This window comes from Psychrobacter piscatorii (genome assembly GCF_001444505.1).
GTDB classification, from domain to species: Bacteria; Pseudomonadota; Gammaproteobacteria; order Pseudomonadales; family Moraxellaceae; genus Psychrobacter; species Psychrobacter piscatorii_B.
Genome location: NZ_LNDJ01000074.1, coordinates 20,319 through 44,466, shown reverse-complemented (window position 1 = coordinate 44,466; position 24,148 = coordinate 20,319). Strand labels below are relative to the sequence as shown.

General features: G+C 44.2%; 20 protein-coding genes. 9 read left to right on the top strand and 11 right to left on the bottom strand.

The features are described 5' to 3' along the window. Positions 1-309: 309 nt before the first annotated feature. From AS194_RS07930 to AS194_RS07920, 3 genes are all read right to left on the bottom strand, one after another. Positions 310-1,203: an ATP-binding cassette domain-containing protein gene (locus tag AS194_RS07930; protein ID WP_058024970.1), complete on the bottom strand. Its 894-nt coding sequence runs from the start codon at positions 1,201-1,203 to the stop codon at positions 310-312. A 64-nt stretch (positions 1,204-1,267) separates the two neighbouring features. Beyond that, positions 1,268-3,199: a glycine betaine ABC transporter substrate-binding protein gene (locus AS194_RS07925; protein ID WP_200960347.1), complete on the bottom strand. Its 1,932-nt coding sequence runs from the start codon at positions 3,197-3,199 to the stop codon at positions 1,268-1,270. Positions 3,200-3,545: 346 nt separating this feature from the next. Next, positions 3,546-5,030: a coniferyl aldehyde dehydrogenase gene (locus AS194_RS07920; RefSeq protein ID WP_058024969.1), complete on the bottom strand. Its 1,485-nt coding sequence runs from the start codon at positions 5,028-5,030 to the stop codon at positions 3,546-3,548. 395 nt (positions 5,031-5,425) lie between these two features. Between AS194_RS07920 and lipB the strand changes: the two genes are divergently transcribed. The 5 genes from lipB (at position 5,426) to AS194_RS07895 (ending at position 8,822) form a co-directional block, all read left to right on the top strand. Next, a complete protein-coding gene (gene lipB / locus AS194_RS07915) occupies positions 5,426-6,283 on the top strand; it encodes a lipoyl(octanoyl) transferase LipB (RefSeq protein ID WP_058024968.1) in 858 nt (285 codons plus the stop codon). 193 nt (positions 6,284-6,476) lie between these two features. Then, positions 6,477-7,007, top strand: a complete 531-nt coding sequence (locus AS194_RS07910; RefSeq protein ID WP_058024967.1) for an inorganic diphosphatase — start codon at positions 6,477-6,479, stop codon at positions 7,005-7,007. A 178-nt stretch (positions 7,008-7,185) separates the two neighbouring features. After that, the gene (locus tag AS194_RS07905) at positions 7,186-7,653 is read left to right on the top strand and encodes a hypothetical protein (RefSeq protein WP_058024966.1); all 468 of its coding nucleotides are present in this window, start codon (positions 7,186-7,188) and stop codon (positions 7,651-7,653) included. Positions 7,654-7,991: 338 nt separating this feature from the next. Continuing rightward, positions 7,992-8,345: a DUF5376 family protein gene (locus AS194_RS07900; protein ID WP_058024965.1), complete on the top strand. Its 354-nt coding sequence runs from the start codon at positions 7,992-7,994 to the stop codon at positions 8,343-8,345. Between the two features lie 108 nt (positions 8,346-8,453). After that, positions 8,454-8,822, top strand: a complete 369-nt coding sequence (locus tag AS194_RS07895) for a hypothetical protein (RefSeq protein ID WP_058024964.1) — start codon at positions 8,454-8,456, stop codon at positions 8,820-8,822. Positions 8,823-9,136: 314 nt separating this feature from the next. Here the strand turns inward: AS194_RS07895 and AS194_RS07890 are convergent, their stop codons facing one another. Beyond that, the gene (locus tag AS194_RS07890) at positions 9,137-10,024 is read right to left on the bottom strand and encodes an SDR family NAD(P)-dependent oxidoreductase (protein ID WP_058024963.1); all 888 of its coding nucleotides are present in this window, start codon (positions 10,022-10,024) and stop codon (positions 9,137-9,139) included. A gap of 375 nt (positions 10,025-10,399) precedes the next feature. Between AS194_RS07890 and AS194_RS07885 the strand changes: the two genes are divergently transcribed. Further along, positions 10,400-10,534 (top strand): DUF1622 domain-containing protein, encoded by a 135-nt coding sequence (locus tag AS194_RS07885; RefSeq protein ID WP_371915075.1) that lies wholly within the window; start codon positions 10,400-10,402, stop codon positions 10,532-10,534. Positions 10,535-10,697: 163 nt separating this feature from the next. On the opposite strand, the gene dusB is transcribed toward AS194_RS07885, so the two are convergent. The 3 genes from dusB to AS194_RS07870 all read right to left on the bottom strand — a co-directional run bounded on the left by dusB (position 10,698) and on the right by AS194_RS07870 (position 14,657). Further along, positions 10,698-11,729 (bottom strand): tRNA dihydrouridine synthase DusB, encoded by a 1,032-nt coding sequence (dusB, locus tag AS194_RS07880; RefSeq protein ID WP_083499640.1) that lies wholly within the window; start codon positions 11,727-11,729, stop codon positions 10,698-10,700. A gap of 121 nt (positions 11,730-11,850) precedes the next feature. Next, positions 11,851-13,896 (bottom strand): BCCT family transporter, encoded by a 2,046-nt coding sequence (locus tag AS194_RS07875; RefSeq protein WP_058024962.1) that lies wholly within the window; start codon positions 13,894-13,896, stop codon positions 11,851-11,853. A gap of 317 nt (positions 13,897-14,213) precedes the next feature. Next, complete coding sequence (locus AS194_RS07870; protein ID WP_058024961.1) at positions 14,214-14,657, bottom strand: HIT family protein; 444 nt, start codon at positions 14,655-14,657, stop codon at positions 14,214-14,216. Between the two features lie 223 nt (positions 14,658-14,880). Between AS194_RS07870 and AS194_RS07865 the strand changes: the two genes are divergently transcribed. The 3 genes from AS194_RS07865 to AS194_RS07855 all read left to right on the top strand — a co-directional run bounded on the left by AS194_RS07865 (position 14,881) and on the right by AS194_RS07855 (position 19,219). Beyond that, positions 14,881-15,636, top strand: coding sequence for a hypothetical protein (locus tag AS194_RS07865; protein ID WP_227511611.1), 756 nt, complete (start codon positions 14,881-14,883; stop codon positions 15,634-15,636). A 192-nt stretch (positions 15,637-15,828) separates the two neighbouring features. Then, positions 15,829-17,715 carry a dihydroxy-acid dehydratase gene (ilvD, locus tag AS194_RS07860; protein WP_058024960.1) on the top strand — a complete coding sequence of 629 codons (1,887 nt, stop codon included), beginning with the start codon at positions 15,829-15,831 and terminating at the stop codon, positions 17,713-17,715. A gap of 256 nt (positions 17,716-17,971) precedes the next feature. After that, complete coding sequence (locus AS194_RS07855; RefSeq protein WP_058024959.1) at positions 17,972-19,219, top strand: cation:proton antiporter; 1,248 nt, start codon at positions 17,972-17,974, stop codon at positions 19,217-19,219. A 56-nt stretch (positions 19,220-19,275) separates the two neighbouring features. On the opposite strand, the gene AS194_RS07850 is transcribed toward AS194_RS07855, so the two are convergent. The 4 genes from AS194_RS07850 to AS194_RS07835 all read right to left on the bottom strand — a co-directional run bounded on the left by AS194_RS07850 (position 19,276) and on the right by AS194_RS07835 (position 24,142). Next, the gene (locus AS194_RS07850; RefSeq protein ID WP_227511610.1) at positions 19,276-20,667 is read right to left on the bottom strand and encodes a serine hydrolase domain-containing protein; all 1,392 of its coding nucleotides are present in this window, start codon (positions 20,665-20,667) and stop codon (positions 19,276-19,278) included. A gap of 202 nt (positions 20,668-20,869) precedes the next feature. Then, positions 20,870-21,394 (bottom strand): beta-lactamase hydrolase domain-containing protein, encoded by a 525-nt coding sequence (locus AS194_RS07845; RefSeq protein ID WP_058025004.1) that lies wholly within the window; start codon positions 21,392-21,394, stop codon positions 20,870-20,872. Between the two features lie 129 nt (positions 21,395-21,523). After that, positions 21,524-22,435, bottom strand: a complete 912-nt coding sequence (locus AS194_RS07840) for a MaoC family dehydratase (RefSeq protein WP_058024957.1) — start codon at positions 22,433-22,435, stop codon at positions 21,524-21,526. A 306-nt stretch (positions 22,436-22,741) separates the two neighbouring features. Continuing rightward, complete coding sequence (locus AS194_RS07835) at positions 22,742-24,142, bottom strand: 3-oxoacyl-ACP reductase (protein WP_058024956.1); 1,401 nt, start codon at positions 24,140-24,142, stop codon at positions 22,742-22,744. Positions 24,143-24,148: the final 6 nt, after the last annotated feature.

Below are 24,148 nucleotides of genomic sequence, written 5' to 3'. Positions count from 1 at the left end.
CATGATTACTATTTTTTTGATTGTTTTTATATGACATGACGTGTCCTTGTTACGGATGGTACGAGTTTTGGCAACCATGAGCGATAAATAGCTCAAAATTCTATTATGAGGGAACTCAAGTTAAAGAGATAAGACTTTGAAAAATGGTGGAGAGACAGTGATTCGGATTATTGAGACGCATTAGTTTGTCTTAATAGTATACAACGCTATTGGAGCCTACTTTAATAGTAAGCTGTCGATAGCTACACTTATTTAACAGGGTAGTAAGAGTGCTGATAGAGAAGTGTCTGACACCCTCATCAGTACCAATTAAGCTTTGGCACTCATAAATTGCTCGACATAGTCATCGGCAGGATTGTGCCGTAAGTCGCTTGGCGTTCCAGTCTGTATTAAGCGTCCACCATTTAGGATACTGATGCGCTGACCGACTTTGACTGCCTCATCAATATCATGGGTGATAAAAACAATGGTTTTATTGAGTCGATCTTGCAATGCAAGCAGTTGATCCTGCAACTGGGCGCGGATGAGTGGATCAAGCGCAGAGAATGCCTCATCCATCAATAAGATGGGATTGTCCGTTGCTAGCGCACGAGCCAGCCCAACACGCTGCTGCATCCCGCCTGATAGCTCGTCGGGATAACTGTGCTCTAGGTTGGTCAGCCCCACTTCATTGAGCCAATAACGCGCGATCTCATGGCGTTCGCTCACACTCATCTTACGGACACGCAGACCATAAGCGACGTTTTGAATCACCGTCATGTGCGGAACTAAGCCGAAATGCTGAAAAACCATGCTGACTGTCTGCTGGCGGTAGTGCTGCAATTGTTTATCATTGAGCTCCAAAATATTGATAGCGTTAGATGAGCTTTCGTCTACTGGCGCAGTGTTTGCCTGAGTATTATCCTTGGCGTGCGTTTTGGTATTGACCGTCGTGTTAACCCATATCTCCCCGCTGGTTGGATCAATCAAGCGATTGAGATGACGTATCAAGGTCGACTTGCCAGAGCCTGACAACCCCATGATGCAATGTAGCTCGCCTGCTTTGATATTCAAGTTGATATCGTAGAGCCCCACCGAGTAGCCGGTTTGTTCTTTAACTGCAACGCTATCCATACCCTCAGCCAGTAACGCCATTGCAGACTGGGCTTGCGTGCTATTGGCATTATAGATTTTACTGATATTTTTTAGCTGGATATGATTCATCGTGACTCTCGCTATTTGCCTGATTTTTTATGCTGGCTTTACTCATTGACTATTGGACAAGTTTCTACCCAATCGGACGCCTGCCTGCTTTGATCGTTTTTTGACGAGCACGCTTTCCTTGACCAAAGGCTTGAGTAATGCGGTCAATGATAATGGCAACGATAACGATCGCCGTACCTGCTTGTAAGCCTTGCCCGATATTGAGGGTTTGGATAGATTGCAATACATCTTCACCAAGACCCGGTGCCCCAATCATCGAGGCCAGCACCACCATCGCAAGTGACATCATGACCGCCTGATTAATACCAGCCATGATACTAGGCAACGCCTGTGGCAGTTTAATCCAAATGAGTAGCTGTAAATGCGTACTACCAAAAGAGCGTCCTGCTTCGACCATTTCATGATTAACTTGCGTAATACCCAGCGTTGTCAGACGAATCAGTGGCGGCAACGCATAGATAACCGTGGCAAATAACGCAGGCACTTTACCAATACCAAATAGCATCAACACGGGTATAAGATACACAAAGCTTGGCATCGTCTGCATCACATCAAGTACTGGCGTCACAATCTTGCGTAGCAGCTTGCTACCCGACATGGCAATACCGATAGGAATTCCGATCACCACCGTGACCAATACTGACACGATGAGTAACGCTAAGGTATCAATCAGCGCGCCCCATAACCCAAAAGCACCAATCAAAAACAGCCCCGCGCCGCATGCCAGCGCAAACCAAATCTTGCGTACACCAAACCACGCCAATACAGCCACCAAGGCGATAATCAGCCAAGGCGGAATAATCGTTAATAATCGCTCAATGGGTAAGAGCAAGTACGTAAGTGTCACCGTGCTAATAGTGCGAAATACGTCTCCGTAGTTTTGGACGACGCTTGATAAGGCATTGTTGAGCGGGGTCTCAAGCGACCACGAAGGAAAGCTGGATGAAAGTGCTGACTGATCACTACGAGAGGCAGCTGTATCAGCAGTGATAGCAGCACCGTTTAAGCTAATGCCGAGCTTAGTCGCAAGATTGGTAGCAGCTTCCTCAGACAACCAACCGCGCCAAACGTCTGGGTTATCACGCAAAAATACCAACGCCTGCTCATCGCCACTACGCTTACCCTCACTCATCTCCAAGATAGCGCCGTTCAGCTCATCAGGCGTAAACTGTATCTTTTTGAAGACCTCTGCCAGCTCAGGGTTAGATTCGATAAATGGGGTAGATACGGCAATACCTAGCGGCGATACGGGAAAGCCTGATACGCAATCAGATGTACCGTCAGCGAGTAATAGGTCTTGCCAGCAGGCATCTTTGTGATCTGGGAACTCTAAAGCAGCAAAATCATACTTTGCCATTAGGCCCGTGGGTTGCCAGTAGTAAAACAATAGCGGCTTATGCTGCTCAAAAGCAGAGGCGATTTCGGCATCGAGCGCAGCGCCCGTACCGGGATGAGCATTGTTAAAAATACTATCAAGCCCCGTATTTTTTAACAGACGCGTATTAAAAATCTCACAGGTCCAGCCAGAGGGACAGTTCATAAAGCGAGATTTGCTCGGATCTTCAGGGTCTTTGAATAGATCAGCATATTTGGGCAAGTCTTGATAACGACGTAGCCCTGGGTTTTCTTCTAATACATATTTTGGGACATACCACCCTTGGGTCGCACCGCCTTTGAGTGTATCGCCAATGACGGCCACTTTGTTCTGCTCGATGGCATTTTCCATGATTGGTGAGCGTCCAATCCACTGCTCACCGATGATCTGAATATCGTTTTGAGACAATGCGGTCTCAAGCGCAGGTCCTGCCCCTGGCACTTCTTCTACCGTACAACCGTAACCCTCTTCAGCAATATATTTAAGTACCCCAGAGGTAAACTGTCCGCTCTCCCACGTCAGTGCGCCAAACTTGATCGGTGACTCACAAGCTGCGGATGCTGATAAAGGCAGCAACAACGCGCTCATACACAGTAAGCTTAATGCAATCCATTGGCGCATGTTCTGTCCTATTTATCTTTTTGTACTGGCATGAAAGAAGTATCACAACCACAGAGCATCACGATGTCATATTGACTCACAACATCTATGAATCATTCACTGTTGTTTAAACTTACTACAAAGTGTAGCGACTTATAGGAGTAATAACAAATGCTTATTTGTCGATTGCTGAGATGGTTAAACCTCATGCCATGCAGATATAACGCTATCATTGATAACGCTTTTCCCAATGCTAACCTTTGATTTTTTAGACAAAAAAATAGCACCTATTTTGATAGATGCTATAGATATAGGTATCGAATGAAGAGAGTTCAAAATCAATTTTTGAATAACTCCCATAGAGCAATTATTTCAAAAACAATGCCATCGCCTTTTTAAACAGTCCACCATAAGGCGGCAATAAGAAATTGAGACCATTTAGCTTGGTCTGTACAAAGATAGGTTTCATATGGCTCAAGCGCTCAAAGCCTGCTTTGCCATGGTATGCGCCTGTACCAGAGTCACCGACCCCACCAAACGGTAAGTCATGCTGGGCGACATGCATGATCACTTCATTGATACATAGACCGCCAGAGACTGTATTGTTACGCACGTTTTCGATGCTGCTATAGTTGTCACTAAAGACATATAGCGCCAGCGGCCGTGGACGCGAGTTCACAAAATAAATTGCATCTTCGAGTGTCTCATAATGCATCAGCGGCAAAATCGGAGCAAAAATCTCATTTTGCATCAGATCGCTATCAGGCGCAGGCTCGCTCACAATCACAGGTGGCATTAGACGCGTTTCGATATTGGGCTCAACTGCAGTAAGTGCGTGTATCTCAACACCTGTTAGCGCGTCTAGGTAACCCTTGACCCGTTTAAACTGCTCACCATTGATAATGCGTGAATAGTCTGGATTGTTTTCGATATTGGGATAGTGCTTGGCCATCCACTCTTTTGCCAAGTGGATAAACTGGTCATGATATTGACGTTGAACCAATACATAATCTGGGGCAATACAAGTCTGACCTGCATTTAGTGTTTTACCCATCATGACACGGTTGACCACCGACTCTAGATTGGCATCATCCAATACAATCACTGGTGACTTACCGCCAAGCTCAAGCGTCACTGGTGTCAAGTTAGGCGCAGCGGCAGCCATTACCTTTTTGCCTACAGCAGTCGAACCCGTGTATAGCAAGTGGTCAAATGGCAACTCACTAAAGGCAGCAGCAATATCAACCTCGCCCAGTACCACGCAGATCATATCTGGCGAAAAATAACGAGAAATGGCATCAGCAAATGTCTGCGCAAACTGCGGCGCAGCTTCGCTCATTTTGACCATGACCCGGTTGCCCGCGGTGATTGCATCAATCATCGGACCAATTGCCAAAAATAAAGGATAATTCCACGGCACCATGATACCGACCACCCCCAATGGCTGCGGCTGAATCTCGTTGTGAGCGGGCATATATAGGGGTGAAATAGGCGCACGATACGTTTTCATCCACTTTTTGCCGTGCTTTTTGGCATGACTGATACCCGTAAAGCTTGGAAACAACTCAGCAAACTGAGTCTCTGATTGGCTACGATACCCAAAGTCTGCGCTGATTGCTTTTGCAAAGCTTTCTTGATTGTCGCTCAACATCACCTCCAGATTATCCAGCTGGGTCTCACGAGTGCCCCAGTCATTGATCGGCCGCGTACGGCTCAATGTTTGCAGGCGTGAGAATTGAGATTTCATCTCATCGATGGTTTTTGCGATACTCAACGCTTCAGGCATACGCTGCAGCACAAAACCTGCATCGGTTGGCGCCTGCTCATGGGCGTGTTGGTTGCTATCTGTCATTTATCTTCCTTGTCGTGCTCATATGATGTCACATGGTCACTATGTTTATTGAATTATGGTGTTGCTTTGTTAGTCAGACGCGCGCATCCGTTATATGCCCTGACCGTACATTTTATTCGGTTTTGCTTATCAAACTTTAATGTAGCGCATTGACTGCGCAATGAACAGCTTCTTTGGTTGACTAGTGCGTCTGTACTAGTGTTGTCTACCTATCAGCTAACTCAATGATATATAAATATTTTTATGGATCCTTCATGACTTTTCACCCTTAGTATTTAACTGTCTTTTAGACTGCGTGATAGCATATAAACTTTGAGCGATACCTGCCAAAACTGCTACACTAGCCATCGGCATCCTCCGCCTTTACACTGGACAATCATAAGACAGACACGCTCATGCAAAACGACACACAACCGCTCAATGACATGCTGATCAGTAAATCTCTGTCAGCAGCCGATTATGTTCCCACTCTCGATGCCATGCTGTCACGTACTCTCGAACGTATCGATCTAAAAAAACAGCAAGGACTGCGCACGCCTGATGAGTTATGGATCGTTGATCACAACGATGTTTATACGCTTGGACAAGCAGGCAAAGAAGAACACATATTGCAGCGCACCGACACGCCTATCATCAAGACCGACCGCGGTGGTCAGGTAACTTGGCATGGTCACGGACAGCTGGTACTTTACTGGTTGTTTGACTTAAACAGTTTGGGCTGGAGTGTACGCCATCTGGTCTCCCACGCTGAGCAGGCGATAGAGGATGTGGTAAATGATTGTCTGCGTCACTCAGCATCTGCTAGCAGTGAGCATATCAGCGCCCATGCTCGCCGTGATGCACCTGGCGTTTATATGTATTCTGACCCCACTGTAGCGTATGACAGTAGCAATGCTAATAGCAACTCGCTAGATGACAAATCTCTTGATAATAAGATTATGCTTGGAAAAATAGCGTCGTTGGGTTTCAAGATTAAGCATGGCTTTAGCTATCATGGTATCGCAATTAACTTAGATTGTGATTTGTCAGCATTTAATGCTATCAATCCTTGCGGTTATGCGGGGATGCAGATGTTGCGCTTGTCTGATTTTGTGGCCATGCAGATAGATTCGGAGCAAAAAGAGTCAGAAACACAAACGACTCAACAAATCAGCGACGCATTAAACTACAAGATAGTTACTCAAAAACTTATCGATAATATCGCCAAGCGTCATGCTGGACTGATTGAATTACGAGCAATAGCGCCAAAGTGAGTTTTGAGTCCATTTTTGCATAATCTTTTTTTGCATAATATCTTGCACGCTTAGACTTAAGCATTAAGAGAAAATTTAGACCAAACTTGTTATAATCGCACCCAGTACAAATCGGGTGCGGCAAAGATTTTGCAGTATCCCCAGCTACATCAATCATTCAAACCTCTAAAACAAAAGCAAATTGGAGTATTTCATGGCAGATTTTAATAAAATTTTGGACGCAGGCGACGTAGACGGCGGTATCATCAACGTAGTCGTAGAGATCCCAACTGGTAGCAGTCATAAAATTGAGTGGAATCGCGAATTGGCCGTATTTGAGCTTGATCGTATTGATCCACAGATTTTTGCTAAGCCGTGTAACTATGGTTTCATCCCGCAAACGCTTGACGAAGATGGTGATGAGCTAGATGCATTGATTTTGACTGAGCAGCCACTACCGACTGGCATTTTCCTAAAAGCAAAAGTCATCGGTGTCATGAAGTTTGTTGATGATGGCGAAGTCGATGACAAGATCGTTGTTGTACCTGCTGATGACCGTGACACAGGTAATGCTTACAACAGCCTAGAAGACTTACCAAAGCAGTTAATCAACCAACTAGAGTTCCATTTCAGCCACTATAAAGACCTGAAAAAAGCGGGCACTACTGTGGTTGAATCTTGGGGTGATGTGAGCGAAGCCAAAGAAGTCATCAAAGAATCTATCCAACGCTGGAAAGACCTATAATTTATCAAAATTGGCATAAATGCTAATCATAGATAAATACCAAAATACCGCGATCGCAATGTGATCGCGGTATTTTTTTGCTTGAATACTCTGTGTGTAACTTGAATACTCTGTATGTAAAATGGTTATAATAAACGCGACTACTCATTCACACGCATACGCCGTAATAAGGACAGCCATGTTTAACCCCGACCCTAGCAAAAAGCCGGTCAGTACAAAGTTGCCAAAAGACGTCATTATGATGGTCGAAAAAAACAACTTGGTGATGGCCATCAAAACGTTGGCGGCAGACGAAAACATCAGTATGGATGAAGCCAAAACTAGGATTGATGCCTATGAGACTGCACTCAAAGTAAAACAACAGCAAAAGCTCAATACCATCGCTAGCAAACAAGGTATCCCCAATCAGGCCATTAGCTTCGATAGAGAGCAAGAGATCGATGACGGGCCTGGACCATTGGTAAAAAATCGCGTCAAAACCACCAAGCAAAGCCAAGGATTTAAGAGCTTGCAAGATGGTGTTGATGGTCAGCTGAACGACTTGGGCTATAAGAAACCTTTGCTTCCTTATTGGCTAAAACGATTACTCGTTATCGCTGTCTTGATGATAGGTATATTTTGGATATTGTGGCGAGTATTTGGTTAAATAAAGTACTGGATCGCGATGCTTTCTATATAACCGTTTATCGCTGATACTGTAGCCTGCGAGTATTGTTACTCACAGGCTGGACAATAGAAAAGCCTAACAAGGTCTGTTGGTTTCGCCAGTCTGTTATAAGTAGTTCCATGATAGCGGTCTGTTTCAAGTAGTCTGTTAATAGGTTTGAAGGGTTAAATGGTTGGTTCCCTTGGGGTATACCCTATAAATAAGGCAGTAAATGACAATATGTAGTTCAGTACTACAAATTTCGGATAAAAGCTGATAACTTCTTTGTAATTGAAGCAACCGTTATTTTAGAAGAAGTTAATCAAGAAGGATTTGTTATGAGCATGGCTTTTTATTATTTTAAAAATGATGAATGGGATAGGCTAATACCATCATGTCGTCCTTTAAATAATAGTAATGAAATGAGAATGCTGTCCTACTATTTATCAGAGCTAGATATCGAATCTTCAGAGAACATGCTTGATAATTTAAGAAATAATATATTAGATATAAGTTCTGAGACTTGGCAAGTTGTCATAGACGGTGAGAATGTGACGATATGCTCTATATATGACGAAAAAAATAATGACTTTAAAGCTACTGTCAAAAAAGGTGTTTTTGAAAAGCTCATAGTCGCATGGGTTGATTTTTTAAGGCAAGATTACAGTCTTGAGATTAAGATTGATTTATAGAATCAAACGTGTAGTGAGCATTTTTCGATATTTTGTTATTAACCTATGTGATTGAAGTTCAGTGACTGTATAGCGCATCGATCAACATGATCCAGAGGTAATAAAGTAATGATCAAACAAAAAAGCTTTAAGCCCTACCCAATAAAGATACTGCCTGATGGATTCATCTATCCTGCTCGTTATCTACAATTAGCAAACTGCACTAAAACGGTACAGTCCGATGAATATTTTCAATGGTGGTTTGTAGATTCTGAAACAGATGGCGGTAAGTTATTATATAGATTGAGAAACCATAAAATTGAAAGGCTTAACTTAGTGCCTTTAGCCAAAAATGGTGATTGGGCGGCATACTTCGATGGAGATGATCACTCAGGTGACCCAAAGATAATTGTGGTTGACCTTAGTGACTTACCTTTCCATATGATTTGTGAAAACTTTAACGAATGGCTTAATAAAGCAGAGCAGGATTATTGGTGATAGCTGATCTTAAGCTTGAGAATCTAACGTTTTGTACACTCAGAAGTACATTCCCAATATTTTGATATCCTAATTAACCAGTGTGTATAGTTTACAGCCAAACATTCAAGTCCTCACTAGGGTACCGCCCATTCTGCGCATAAAGGTGGATTATGGCAAATAAACTTTAACCGAAGCAAATTGCTAAGAATAAAAGGCTACTAACGCCTTACCTATTTATATTATAGGAACATTAATACAAATAGATAGAGCATTAAAAAAGGATACCATCATATCCTTTTTTTGTTTTCGTAATAATTGAGAGTAAACCTATCTTAGTGATGCTCACCAGGGAGAATTCTGGCAAAGGCACGCTGAGCAAAGTTAGGCTTGCTATCAGTCGTTTGCGCCGCTGTCGAACTTGGGAAGATACGATAACCAATTGATTGAATACCAACGTTAAATGCTGGCACCAACGAATAAGTGGCTGAGGCGAATTTGCCCATATTACTGGCGATACTGTTTGGCTTATGGACAATGGCTTTTGCGACCATGAGCGCAGCTTCATCAGGCATCAAAGCTGGCATATAACGGTATAGCTTGGTTGGGGCGATCATAGGAGTACGTACCAAGGGCATAAAGATATTGGTGACCTTGATATTATCGCCTTTGACTTCCGCGGCTAAGCAACGACTAAACGCATCTAACGCAGATTTTGACGCCACATACGCAGCAAAACGAGGGCTGTTGGCCAATACCCCAATCGAAGAGATATTGACAACTTGACCCGTTTGGCGGTTAATCATCGTCGGCAAGAAACCAAGAATAATTTTGACCGCGCCAAAATAATTGATCTCCATGGTGCGCTCAAAGTCATGAAAACGGTTGACCGACTCATGTACCGAACGGCGAATCGAACGACCAGCATTATTGACCAATACATCCACATGTTTAAAATCAGCAAGAATTTGTTCGCTGATTTTTTCAATCTCATCCATATTGGTGAGGTCACATGGATAATAACTGGCCCTGCCACCCAATATTTCAATATTTTCTTTGACGGTTTTTAGTTTGTCTTTAGTACGCGCCAACAAAATAACATGCGCCCCGCACTCACTTAATAAAAAAGCCGTACGCTCGCCAATACCACTTGATGCACCCGTAATGATAATATTCTTGCCTTTTACTGCTTTTGTTATTGCTTTTTTTGAGGGATTAGCCATAAAAAGTCCTTTTTGTCTGTCCTATGCCAATGAATATTCGTTTACAGCATAGCAAAAAAATATCGCATACAGTGAACAAAACACCAATAGCTGATAGTTAACTTGACGGTTTTAGAGGTTTATAGTGATATATCATCATATAATAGTGACGATATTTAGCGCCATACTTTTTGCTGACTGATACAGAGGAGACGTTATTTTGATCGGAAACCTAACCCACTATATTGACTTGATTGCCAAGATAGTCGAAGTCATTGGTGTCTTGATTATGTTCTTTGGACTCTCTTTGCTTTTTATAAAGCATTTCGGATATCGGGCGGCCTGAACCATAATACCTATGTAGAGAGCAGGCAGACCGTTGGCAAATCCATTCTTTTGGGACTTGAGGTACTGATTGCCGCAGACATTATGGCAACAGAGCCGACATTACGCAGCGTCTCAGTATTGGGTATTCTCGTGCTTATTCGTACGTTTTTGAGTTTATCACTACAAGTTGAGCTAGAAGGCTGATTCCCTTGGCAAAAAGAAAAGCCAACATCTGAGAAAAACCCTGATGCTATGCCTTTTAATGAAGCCACACCTGTTGATAAAATATAGCTTGAATCAACAGGATTAAAAGACGTATCAGTGATTTATGCTTATGATAAGCGTGATGAAACTGTACAGATCATTACTACTCATGCGTCTGCAAAAAACGCTCAACCACGCGGAACTGCCCTGCTGTACTCTCCTCGCCATACATCGCTTGACGGAAGGCGTTGGAGTTGGGGATGCCTGTCGTATACCACGCAATATGCTTGCGGGCGATACGGCAGCCGGAGTACTCGCCGTAAAAGTCATACAGCTCTTGCAAATGCGCCAGTACAACTTCCTTAATCTCGCTCACACTTGGGGCATCAAGCACGTCACCTGTGCGCAAAAAATGCTCAATATCACGAAATATCCACGGCTGACCTTGTGCGGCTCGTCCAATCATCACTGCATCGCATCCTGTCAGCTCATAGACATGCTGCGCTTTTTGCGCGCTATCGATATCGCCATTCGCAATGACAGGAATGCTAATGCTGTCTTTGACTTCGCGTATTAACTCATAACGCGCCTCGCCCGTATACATATCCTCGCGCGTACGCCCATGAATCGCAATCGCGGCAATACCTGCTTGCTCTGCCCGCTTGGCGACTCGTAGAATGTTTTCACGACCGTTTTCAAACCCCAATCGTGTCTTTAGTGTGACAGGCGCATCAACGGCATTGACTGCAGCATCAAGCAATCTTGCTACTAGATCCTCATCTTGCAGCAGCGCTGAGCCTGCCAGCTTACGGCAGACTTTTTTGGCCGGACAGCCCATATTGATATCGATAATCTGCGCGCCATTATCGATTTGATAACGAGCCGCTTCAGCCAATTTGTCTGGCTCTGCGCCTGCTATCTGTGCAGAAATAGGCGCAATCTCATTGTCGAAATTGGCACGATATAGGGATTTTTTGCGTGCATAAAGTGCCGTATCAGCGATGATCATCTCGCTGACCGCATGACCTGCGCCAAATGATTTGCACAATCGGCGAAAAGGATTGTCCGTCACGCCCGCCATCGGTGCGACCATCAAACGGTTTTCAATCGTCAGACCACCTATGTTCAATGGCTGCAACAATGGATGGTCGGACAAAGTCGAGGATGAAGGTAACACAGGAGAATCAATAGACATAAAAAAACGGCTTGATTTGTAAGGAAAACAAGCCGTTATTCTAAGGATTCTTACATTTATTGCAAGCGATTAACGTGAATAGCTTGCATAAGCATTACTCATTTTTGATACATGCCATGCATTATTTATCAAGCACACTGCCCTGCTCTAGCGTGATGTCATCATCATGCGCTTGCATACGCCACGGTAGGCTATCAGGCGATACATTAAGGAAATGTAAATACTTCTCAAACTGATCGATAATGTCATTGATCACTGATTCAGATTTGTAGCCGTATAAGTCATAGGTCTGACCACCACGACGTAGATACACCTCAGCACGGTGATGGTGTTCTTGCGGCAAGGTGTCGGCGCTGCTTTCAGTATAATAATCAGGCGCTTCATGTTCAGACAAGCGCACTTCATACCAAAACTCGACATCGTCACCACGTTGCAACTCAAGCACGGCACGGTTATTGACCGCGTCATAATTGACCTCAGTCGTCCAACCTGTTTCTGCAAATTTAGACGACACTTCCATCATCGAGGGCATCACCACTTCTTTGATGTAGTTCAAGACCTTTTCACGTGTGGGCTTGTCGGTCATATAATCAATACGCTCACGCCATGCAGACGGTTTAAGCAAGTGCGGCGGTAGTTTGTTATTTTGATCGAGGCTTTGATTACGATGTCCCTCGATACGCAATGCGCGCCACATACCGAACATGGAGATCAGAATGATAATCGCAAATGGTAGTGCACTAACGATTGCTGCCGTTTGCAGCGCTGTGAGACCGCCTGCAATCAAAAGCACCGCGGCAACCGCCCCTTCAGTCACTACCCAAAAGCTGCGCTGCCACCATGGCGTATCACTACGCCCGCCAGCCGCTAGCGAATCGATCACCAATGAGCCAGAATCCGATGACGTCACAAAAAACGTAATAATCAACAAAATAGTCAATGACGACACAAATTCGGTAAACGGTAACCGCTCTAATAATTTAAATAAAGCAATCGCTTGGTTGTTTTGTACCTCGCTGATGAGTGAGTTATAGCCATCGACCATAATCATATGTAGGGCAGTATCACCAAACACCGAAAACCAAAAGAACGTAAAGAACGTTGGCACCAACATCACACCGAGTACAAACTCCCGGATGGTACGACCACGGCTAATCTTGGCAATAAACAGACCGACAAAAGGCGCCCATGCAATCGTCCATGCAAAGATAAACAAGGTCCAGCTACCGATCCAATCGCTATTCTCGTACGCTTGTAAGCTAAAGGTACGCTCAACGATATTACCCAAATAACTACCCGTATTTTCCATAAAGGCATTTAGGATAAAGATCGTCGGCCCTACTACAAATACAAACACCATCAGCGCAGTTGCCAATACCATATTTAGAATAGACAAGCGTTTTACCCCTTTGTCCATCCCTGCCAATACGGACACCAGTGCTGCTGATGTCACTAATGCAATGGCAATCACCTGTACGGACGTATTCACGGGGATAATATCAGGTAACAAGTAGTTTAGACCTGCATTAATCTGCGACACTGACAGGCCAAGACTGGTAGCAATACCGAACATCGTACCCAATATCGCAAACACATCGACCGTATGACCGATAGGGCCATGAATCCTGTCACCAATAATCGGATACAGTGTCGAGCGTATTGATAATGGTAGACCATGACGAAACGCAAAATACGCCAGTGATAAACCAACAACACCATAAATCGCCCAAATATGAAAACCCCAATGGAAATACGCAATTTGCATCGCCTCTTTTGCCGCCGCAATGGTCTGAGGATCCGACATTGGCGGACTAGAAAAATGCATCACTGGTTCCGCTACTCCATAAAACAGTAGCGCAATCCCGTAGCCTGCCGAAAATAGCATGGCAAACCATTCAAGGAATCCGTACTCCGCCTCAGCATGATCAGGACCCAGCTTGATACTGCCATAAGACGAAAACGCCAGTACGATAATGAACATCAAAAACAGGGCCACTGCCAGCATATAAAACCAGCCGAATGTCTCAGTCGTAAAACTAAGCACATCACTGAACAGAGCACCCGCTGCCTCAGGATCGATCGCGGTACCGATGACTAGCAGCAGCATAATGACCGCTGCAGGTATAAAAACCGGCAATAAAATGGTAGAGCGTGAACCGTTACTCATAAGCAGTGGTATCCTCAAATCCGTAAAAATAAGTGATAAAGAATCATATCCCTGATACTCATCAACATAGTAGATATCAATCTACAAACAATAGATGTCATCAATATTAAAACAGCACGTTAGCAATAATACCGACGCATTCTGTATAGATGGGAATACTATGTAACATAAACTTTAGCCAAATCCCAAGATAAACGCGTGTTTACAACAATAACTTAACGTTTATTACACAATGATTACTAGGCAATAAAAAAGGCAACTTGTTAGTTGCCCTTCAATCTTATATACCTATCATCCTAGCAATTTATGCCTCGATATCAGGCAGCACTAATAGCTGTAGCAAGTCGCCGAGCAATATCTGCAAGCTCACCTTGATCCGCCTGCGTTACTGCATGACGTCCTAACTCATGAATACTCGATGGAATCAAATGCACATGATAATGAAAAACCGTTTGACCGGCTTGTGAGCCATTCAACTGCATCTGAATAACGCCTTCACGCTCAAACACTTGACGCTGTGCTTGCACAACCTTTTTAGAAGTCATCAGGACAGCAGCGGCATACTCTGGCTCAAGATCTACCAAATCTACCGCTTTTTGCTTAGGTATCACCAATACATGACCTTCGGCTTGCGGCATGATATCCATAAAAGCAAGGGTTTTGTCGTCTTCATAGACTTTATGACAAGGAATATCACCATCTAACATTTTGGCAAAAATATTATTGTCATCATAAGCAGTCTTTTGATTTACTTCAGTCATTATTTTTTCCTTTGATTATTTGATTGTTGGATGCTTAACAGCTTTTAAAATGGTTTAGAGCGCTTGTCATATAGTGGACGAAATATAAGTTTAGTACAAGTTGCTATCATTTCCGTCGTTGATAAAATCAAGCTGTACACTCCCTAGCTTATCCCACTAATTTATTGGCGGGCCATGCCCTTAAAATGTTATATTAACCCTCTACTTTAATAACGCTATGTTTATGGATTCGTCTACTTTGCCAACTCAAACAGATATGGATAATGCTGCTATAACCCTTGATAATAAGGAAGAACACTCTGATATTGAGAGTGAAAGCAGTACTCAAACTATCGATCCAAACGCTATCATCTTAGCAGAAGCTTTGACTGACAAGGCGATTAGCTGGCAGATACACAACTGTAAAATCATCAAAAAGACCGTCACGCAAGATTTGCCACTACCTTTTCTATATCATTATGATAGCTTAGACGATGCCGTCAAGCGGTCGCATCCGCTTACACCTGAATTACTGCTTCAATTCAATACACCTATGTCCGCTCGTGAAGCGGCTCAATTAATTGGCATTGACGAGGAGCTGCTGACCAGTCCTTGGCATGTAAAAATTATGGGCTCATTGGTGGTATTTAGTGAGGCATTGCAGTTAGCCGTTCGTCTGCATTGGACCAATACGGGCAAAAAGACGCAGCAAATCTATACTAAGGATGCCGCCGACGCTATTATTGCCGCTTTTGAAGACTGGCAGTTTTTTGGTCGTGTAGACGTCCTTTATAAGAATAACAAGCAGACATTAATCAGTATTGACGAGCAAAACCCTAATACGCAAGAGCTACCTGCCGAATCGCTATTGACGATTGAGGCAAGTGGTGACTATCAACAACTACTGGCGACTCATGCATTGGCAACTATTACCAAATTAGAAGTAGACAAAGCTGAGTTACCTTGGTTTGAAAAAGCCATCTTAGCGCGTCTTGAATAGTCCATTTTTACCCATCTTTTATGGTTATAACATCATTATTATTGGCACATGATTTTTTATTATTCATATCTAATGGTATGGTAACGAATTAGTATTATTCACTAGTCCTCACCCTCTATAAAAAGCACACTATCCTTATCAGAACTGAGGGTGCAGATTTTAACAACCCCGCCTATTTGTAAGGAATATCACATGGATTATCGCTCAAAAACCTCTACCGGCGGTCGTAATATGGCAGGCGCGCGCGCATTATGGCGTGCCACCGGCATGACTGACGGCGACTTTGGCAAGCCAATCATTGCAATTGCTAACTCTTTTACCCAATTCGTACCCGGTCATGTACATCTAAAAGATCTTGGCCAACTGGTCGCCCGCGAGATTGAGCAAGCAGGCGGCGTTGCAAAAGAGTTCAATACCATTGCGGTCGATGATGGTATTGCGATGGGCCATAGCGGTATGTTGTACTCGCTACCAAGCCGTGATTTGATCGCTGATTCTGTCGAGTATATGGTCAATGCCCACTGTGCAGATGCGCTAGTTTGTATTTCTAACTGTGACAAAATCACCCCCGGTATGCTGATGGCGGCAATGCGTCTTAACATACCTGTGGTATTTATTTCAGGTGGCCCAATGGAAGCGGGCAAAATCCTAGCCAGTACCGTCGGTAAGAGTCACAATACCGATAGTAATGATAACAGTGCCGTTCGTAAGCTTGACCTCGTTGATGCAATGATGGACGCAGCTGATGACAGCATCAGTGATGAGGATGTGGCTACTATCGAAGCCTCAGCTTGCCCGACTTGCGGCTCGTGCTCTGGGATGTTCACTGCCAACTCGATGAACTGCTTGACCGAAGCGTTAGGCTTGGCCCTACCGGGTAATGGCTCGCTACTCGCTACTCATTCACTACGCCGTGAGCTGTTTTTGGAAGCGGGACGCACTATTGTCTCGCTTGCGAAACGTCGCTACGAGCAAGATGATGATTCAGTATTACCACGCTCAATCGCGACCAAAGCCGCTTTTGAGAACGCAATGAGCTTAGATATTGCCATGGGGGGTTCAACCAATACCATCTTGCATCTACTTGCTGCGGCCAATGAAGCTGAGATTGATTTTAAAATGGCTGATATTGACCGTCTAAGCCGCGGTGTGCCATGCCTAGCAAAAGTAGCCCCTGCCTCACAAAAATTCCATATGGAAGACGTGCATCGTGCGGGCGGTGTCTTTGCCTTGTTGGCTGAACTTGATCGTGCGGGATTGTTGAAAACTGACGTGCCGACTATCCATAGTACGACAATGAAAGAAGCGATTGATAAATGGGACATCATGAATCATGATAACCATGAGGCACGCGCGCGCTTCCTTGCTGCACCGGGTGGCGTTCGCACCACCGAGGCGTTTTCACAATCAAAAGAGTGGTCAAACCTTGACGTCAACCGTGAGTCAGGTTGTATCCGTAGTGCCGAACACGCCTACTCTGCAGATGGTGGATTGGCTGTACTGTATGGCAATATTGCCGAGCGTGGCTGCGTGGTCAAAACCGCTGGTGTCGATGAGAGTATCTTAACCTTTACCGGTCGCGCACGTATTTTTGAATCACAAGATGATGCGGTTGCTGCAGTTTTAGACGACAAAATCGTTGCAGGCGATGTGGTCATCATCCGCTATGAGGGCCCTAAAGGTGGCCCTGGTATGCAAGAGATGCTCTATCCAACGACGTATCTGAAGTCAAAAGGTTTGGGTAAAGAATGCGCCCTACTCACTGATGGTCGTTTTTCTGGTGGCACATCCGGTCTATCAATCGGTCATGCTAGCCCAGAAGCTGCTGAAGGCGGTGCCATTGGTCTGGTTGAAGAAGGCGATAGCATTCACATCGACATTCCAAATCGTACTATCAACATACAAGTCAGTGATGCAGACTTAGCCGCACGCCGAGAAGCTATGGAAGCACGCGGTCGCGACGCATGGAAACCCGTCAGTCGTGATCGTCATGTCTCGCCGGCATTACGTGCTTATGCTGCAATGACGACCAGTGCGGACACTGGCGCTGTGCGCGACGTAAGCCAAGTTGAGCGCTAAGAGCTCTATCTAAACCCTTCGTTTTCATAACTTATTTATAAAAATCTATCAAGCCTGCGCCATGCAGGCTTTTTTTTCACCAAAAAACAACGCATCTGTCGTTCTGATAACTATTTCTTTCGATAATAATTCTTTTTTATCGTTATGATAAGTCATATTGCAGGCTAGATATTAAACATCCATACCAACCATTATCAATATCGCAAGCCAACCTCTCAAAACCAATCCTTAAAATATAACAACGTGCGAAAACCTTATGATTGAAAACTACAATTTATTTTTATTAATCTGCGGTATCGCCTTTTTGTTAGGGGCATTGTTTCCTGTTATCTTTAAACGCACCTCGATATCATTGCCTATGCTACAAGTGAGTTTCGGTCTAATGATGGGTTACTGGTGGACGTCTCTATCGTTTTTGGACCCTATCAATAATGGAATAATCATCGAAAAACTGACTGAAATTGTCATTTTAGTCTCATTGGTTGGTGCGGGTATAAAAATTGATACTGATTTCTCTTGGCAGCTCTGGCGACCGACGGTTAGGCTCTTACTCATTACGATGCCCATCGGTATTTTTGCGATGGCAGGGTTAGGCTATTATGCCTTTGGCTTGAGTCTTGGCGCTGCTATTTTGCTGGGTGCGGTATTAGCACCTACCGATCCTGTTCTGGCTTCTAGCATTCAGGTGGGCCCCCCTAATACAGGAAGAGAAGACACACCTCGCTTTACGTTGACTTCAGAAGCAGGGTTAAACGACGGATTGGCTTTTCCTTTTGTTTACTTGGCGATTAAAATTGCGGAAGCTTTTAGTGAAGGAAACGCTTTTACCAGTGAGATGCTGTGGTCATGGTTCACCCATGATGTTTTGTGGAAGATTGGCGCAGGGGTATTGGTTGGTGTGCTGGTTGGTAAGGCGATGGCCAAAGTAGTATTTTCTAAACACACCCGTGAGACCACGATATCGCAAGGATATGTAGTTATTGCTCTGACTTTGGTGGCATATGGTGTCGCAGAGTATGTGCACAGCTATGGTTTTATCGCTGTCTTCGTCGCTGCATTTGCATTTAGGCGTTCAGAATGTGAGCACTCCTACCATCAAAAACTACACGATTTTGCTGAGCAATCAGAAGGTTTGTTGATGTCGTTAGTACTGGTTGTTTTTGGTATGTTCTTGGGTCAAGGTTTGCAAGCTGGTGTTGAGTTAACATGGCGTGTGTATGTCGTCAGTTTTACTTTCCTACTACTCATACGCCCAATTGGCGGATTTATCGCGTTATCAGGACTTCATTTACCCCGTACTGAAAAATACGCAATTTCAGCACTAGGTATACGCGGTATTGGTACTTTGTACTATCTGTCTTATGCGCTCAACACAGATTTCTTTGCTGAGGATGATGCACTCAAACTCTGGATTGTCTGCTCGATTGTGATTCTGACCTCCATCTTCATCCATGGTCTGAGCGCAACAAGACTACTTAAAATGACACCAAAAGAGCATCATTAATCATTCATGCTGCTATTATCATTGATAAAGTGGATTCATTTATAGAACTGCCTTTATCAGCGTACTTCATCAACCCAGCTCAAAACCACTTCTGTCAATGCAAACTGACGGATATCATTGAGCATGGTGGTATCAAAATTATGGATAAAGGCAAATGACAGTTGACGCGTAGGGTCACACCAAGCGACTGAGCCGTTATATCCCATGTGCCCAAACCCTGATAGTGCTGGATCAATGCTATTATCGATAGTGTCGTTACCACTGCATATACTGAATAATCTGTGGTAGCCCAGTCGCCACTGCATAGGCGCTGGCATGACGGCATCTAGGCCTGTGACTTGTATTGCGGAGAGCTGCTTAAACGTAGCACTATCAATCAGCGTCTGCCCTTGCCAAACCCCACCATTGGCCAACATGGCATAGATAGTGGCTAGCGCATCCGCTGAGGCGACGCCATTAGCAGCGGGGATGATTGCCTGTAGTGTCTTGCGATTGTAATAATCAAGTGCTTGTTTTCCGGCAGGAATGAGCGCTGATTTATAGTTTTTCAGATTGAGCTGACTGGTATTGAAATATAAACTATTAATACGCGCAGTATTTAATGCAGGTTGTATGTTATCAATATTTTTGTTGTCTAGATCGTCGTTAAGGCTACTTTGCGTTTCAGCTGTATGCTCATCATCGAGCATTTTCTGTTGCCAGCAATGATAGCTAGGCAGACTTGCATAAGTACGTAAGGTGCATGGTGAGTCGGATTTTAAGGTTGGTTTTTGGCGCTTGTTACGCAGTGGTACGCTATCCTCATTTGATGACTCAAAGTCTTTGGCAAGCTTTGCTACTCGATCTACTTTGCTATCTGGTACACCAAAATAGCAACTGTCTGCAATACCTAAAGGCTCGGTTAGATACTGACGTAAAGCTTCGGCTAATGACATATGCGTTACGGCTTCTATCACACCGCCAAGTACCCAACCATAGACCAACGCGCTATAAGCGCTGTCATATGCAGCGGCGTCCTCAGGTGCTGTGATAGGCATTCCTTCAATATGATTCAGCATAACGCGCCAATCGAGCATCGTGTCACTATCGACATCGATACTGGTGATCGAAAACAAATCCGCCTGATGTGACATCACCTGTCGCAAGGTAATTTTGTCTTTACCTGATGCGGCAAACTCTGGCCAATAGTGAGCAATAGGCACATCATAACCAAGCAGCTGCTGCGAAACCAATACATGCAGTAGCGTCGCTAAGATGCCTTTACCGGTAGAAAAATTGATGGCAAGCGTATCAGACTGCCATGATGCATCCAAACGCGCCATACCTGTACTTGCCTGTGCAATACACTCGCCTGCCTGATACACAACCACAGCACCACCAGCTGGCGCGTCATCTAGCTGTAAGTCTGTCAATAAATGCTGTAAGCGGCGTTGTAAATCTATGCTCATAGATGTATCGATATTTTTATCATTATTTTGCTTGTTGTCGTCCATCATTGCTACCTTGCTCCAGTATTGTGAACTGACCTCGTATTAAAATCAGTTGGGTACATGCGTTATAGAGATATTGGAGATCAGTATAAATGCATTGATAACCAATAAAAAAGGCCACCTATCGGTCGCCTTTTTATGCTTCAATTATTATGATAATTTAGCGCGGTACTAGCAAGCGATTATGGACTTCTTGTTCAAGCTTGGTCAAGCCGTGACTACGTCCACGCTCCATAGCAGTATCCATCTTGCGACCACGCAACCAGCCTGCGCGTAGTGCAATGGCAGCCCCTACCCTGTTGCCTGAACCACAGTGCATGGCCATCTTTTTACCATGATACTGACGCAATATATTATCAAACGCCAATATCTTAAGCTGCTTTAGCTCTTCAGCGCCATTAATAGGCAGGTGCTCATAGCTCATTCCTGCACGCTCAACGGCAGCTGATTCATTAAAACTCAACTCATCCTCTGACTGCAAATTAATCACCAACTCAACGCCAGCTTTTGCTAGAGCGGCGACTTTTTCCTCATTTAACGCGCCGCACACAATAGTATTGGCATCCGGACGAAAATAAGGCTCAAAGACAGCGGACAAATCAACACCATTGTCAGAATCGCTATGGTCATCACTTGAGATATCAGTGACAGCGTTGTCATTAGCAGCTACTGTATCAATAGTCATTGATCTGTCAGCTTGATCCGTACTTGTCGCGCTATTTTGTGAATTCATGTTTTGTGCAGTCATAATGATAAACGTGTTGGTTAAATATGGCTATTAAGATATAGGTTTGAATACGTCGTGCAATGCTTGCTACTTGCTATTTAACGTCACGACACCCGCCAAATGTGGCTTACTGTTTTTGGAGCTATATAAGCCAAAATCACAGGTATCGCCGACACTTTCAAGCTGAGCGATTGGCTGCGCAATAAGCTCTACTTCTGCTGGCAAAAAGATCGGTAACTTGAAAGAAACATCAACGGTATAAGCATCAGGTAGCTCATCCATTAGAGCAAGACACTTAGCTTTTGACCACATGCCGTGTGCAATCGCTTTAGGGAAGCCAAACGCGCGCGCTGATAGTGGGTGCAAATGAATCAGGTTAAAGTCACCTGAAACAAAAGCATAACGGCGACCAATATCTTCTGGCACTTCAAAAATACTGTGTACGTCTTTTTTACCTACTTCTGGCTTCACAGCAACTGGACGCGGTGTGCTTTTTTTATCTTTGCTGCTGGCCGTTTTTTTGCTACGTGATAGGTAAGTTGACGTCCCTTCCCAAATTACTTTGTCCTCTGCTTTGACCGTGGTGACAAAGTCAAATTGCTGACCTTGAGCATGGTCACGCAAATTATCAAAAGTGACCGACATGGACACCGTTTCGCGCTCACCGATAGGGCGATGCTGCGTGACGCTATTGTCTACGTGTACCAGACCCAACATCGCAAACGGAAATGGCTCTTTGACCATCATATTCATCTGTAGGGCTTGTGATAGTACCGAAAAATACGTCGCGGGTACTTTACCGTTATCAGCAAAGCCACAAATTTTACGATAGTCGTTTAGATTATCATGATCGATATGCAAATCATCGACGTAATAGGTGGCCTGTGGCAATTGATCTTTACTGACTTTGCCACTGTTACCAATAGGTAGTAAGCTTTTGACGATATTGGCATAGGTAGTGTGCGCTTTTGGCAACGCGTCATAATGGGTGTCTGACATAAGTAAATCCTAAATGTGGCTTGAACAAGATTTTTAACGTATCTAAAGACATTAAGCAGTCATTGACTGATACCTATTATCAATGAGTACTATATTCAATCAATTTTGCAAGTATCTTTAATAGCAAAAAATAGTTTGGCTGATGGCTCTTGTGTTTTTATCATAAAAAAGCCACCCGTGGGCAGCTTTATTACAATTTATCAGCAAATATTTCGTAAGCATATGTGAGGCAAATCAAAAACAAGGGATAATACCATCACGCTACCTTCTCCTCATTTGCCACATAGTCTCACCAACAAATCAGTATTATGCGCCAAGTAAGCTTTGACCACAAACACGAACTGTGTTGCCATTTAGGCCACCCGAAGCAGGTGAAGCCAACCATGCAATGGTCTCAGCCACGTCAACTGGTAAACCGCCTTGGCTCATTGAATTCATACGACGACCAGCTTCGCGAATAGCAAACGGAATCGCTTCCGTCATTTGTGTTTCGATAAACCCTGGTGCTACTGCATTGATGGTCATGCCTTTTGCGTTGTCTTCTAACTGCTTAGCAGTCGCATTAACCAAGCCAATAACACCCGCTTTAGAAGTGGCATAATTGGTCTGACCCATGTTACCAGCGATACCTGAAATAGATGACACACAAACGATACGGGCGTTTTCTTTTAGCACGTCATTATCGAGCAAGTAGCGATTCAGTTTAGCAATACTACCCAAGTTGATATCGATGACCATGTCCCACTTTTTCTCATCCATTCTGGCCAAGGTCTTATCACGTGTCACGCCAGCATTATGAATGACTGAATCCAGACCACCACGCTTTTGCGCCGCATCTGCGATTTCTGCGCCAGCGTCATCGCTAGTGATGTCTACTGTCAATACAGAGCCACTGATTTCACTGGCAACTTTTTGTAGGTCAGCTTGCTGCTGCGGTACGTCAAGACAGATTACATGCGCGCCCTCGCGAGCTAATACGCGAGCAATTGCTTCGCCAATACCGCGACTTGCGCCTGTCACTAGCATCGTTTTACCGCCTAGAGGCTGATTCCAATCGACATCAACTGAGTCGCCCTTGCTCACGCGTACCACTTGTCCTGAGACATAAGCTGAACGTGCTGAAGTGAAAAAGCGCAAGGTCGAGTCTAGGTTTTGCTCAGCGCCTGTTTCTACATAGATAAGCTGAGCTGTAATGCCGCGCTTGAACTCTTTGCCTACTGATTTTACAAAGCCCTCAAGTGCCCGTTGTGCCATGGCAGTTTCGATATCAGTGATGTCCTCTGGCGTACGACCAATAACGATCACACGGCCTGACTTTTCTACGCGGCGCGCAACGCTATGAAAAAACTCGTACACTTCTTTTAGCTGATCTGCATTGCTGATATTACTTGCATCAAAAAGCAACACTTTGAACTGATCGTCACCACCTGTATTGGCTTTTGCTTCAACGCCTGCATCAGCAAGGGCGTCTTTAACATCATCACTGCTGTTTACATATACATCAGCATGCACATCTAACAAAATACGTGCAACAGATTCACTAATGCTTTTGTCCTCGCCATTAGCACGGCCAACTAGTACACTGCCACGAACCAAACGCTCACCGCTTTCAAAACGATCAAGCGTCGCTGGCATGGGCAAACCTAAATTCTTTGCGACTTTTTTACCAATAGAAGATTGAACAAAATCACCATAACGGTCTGACATAATATA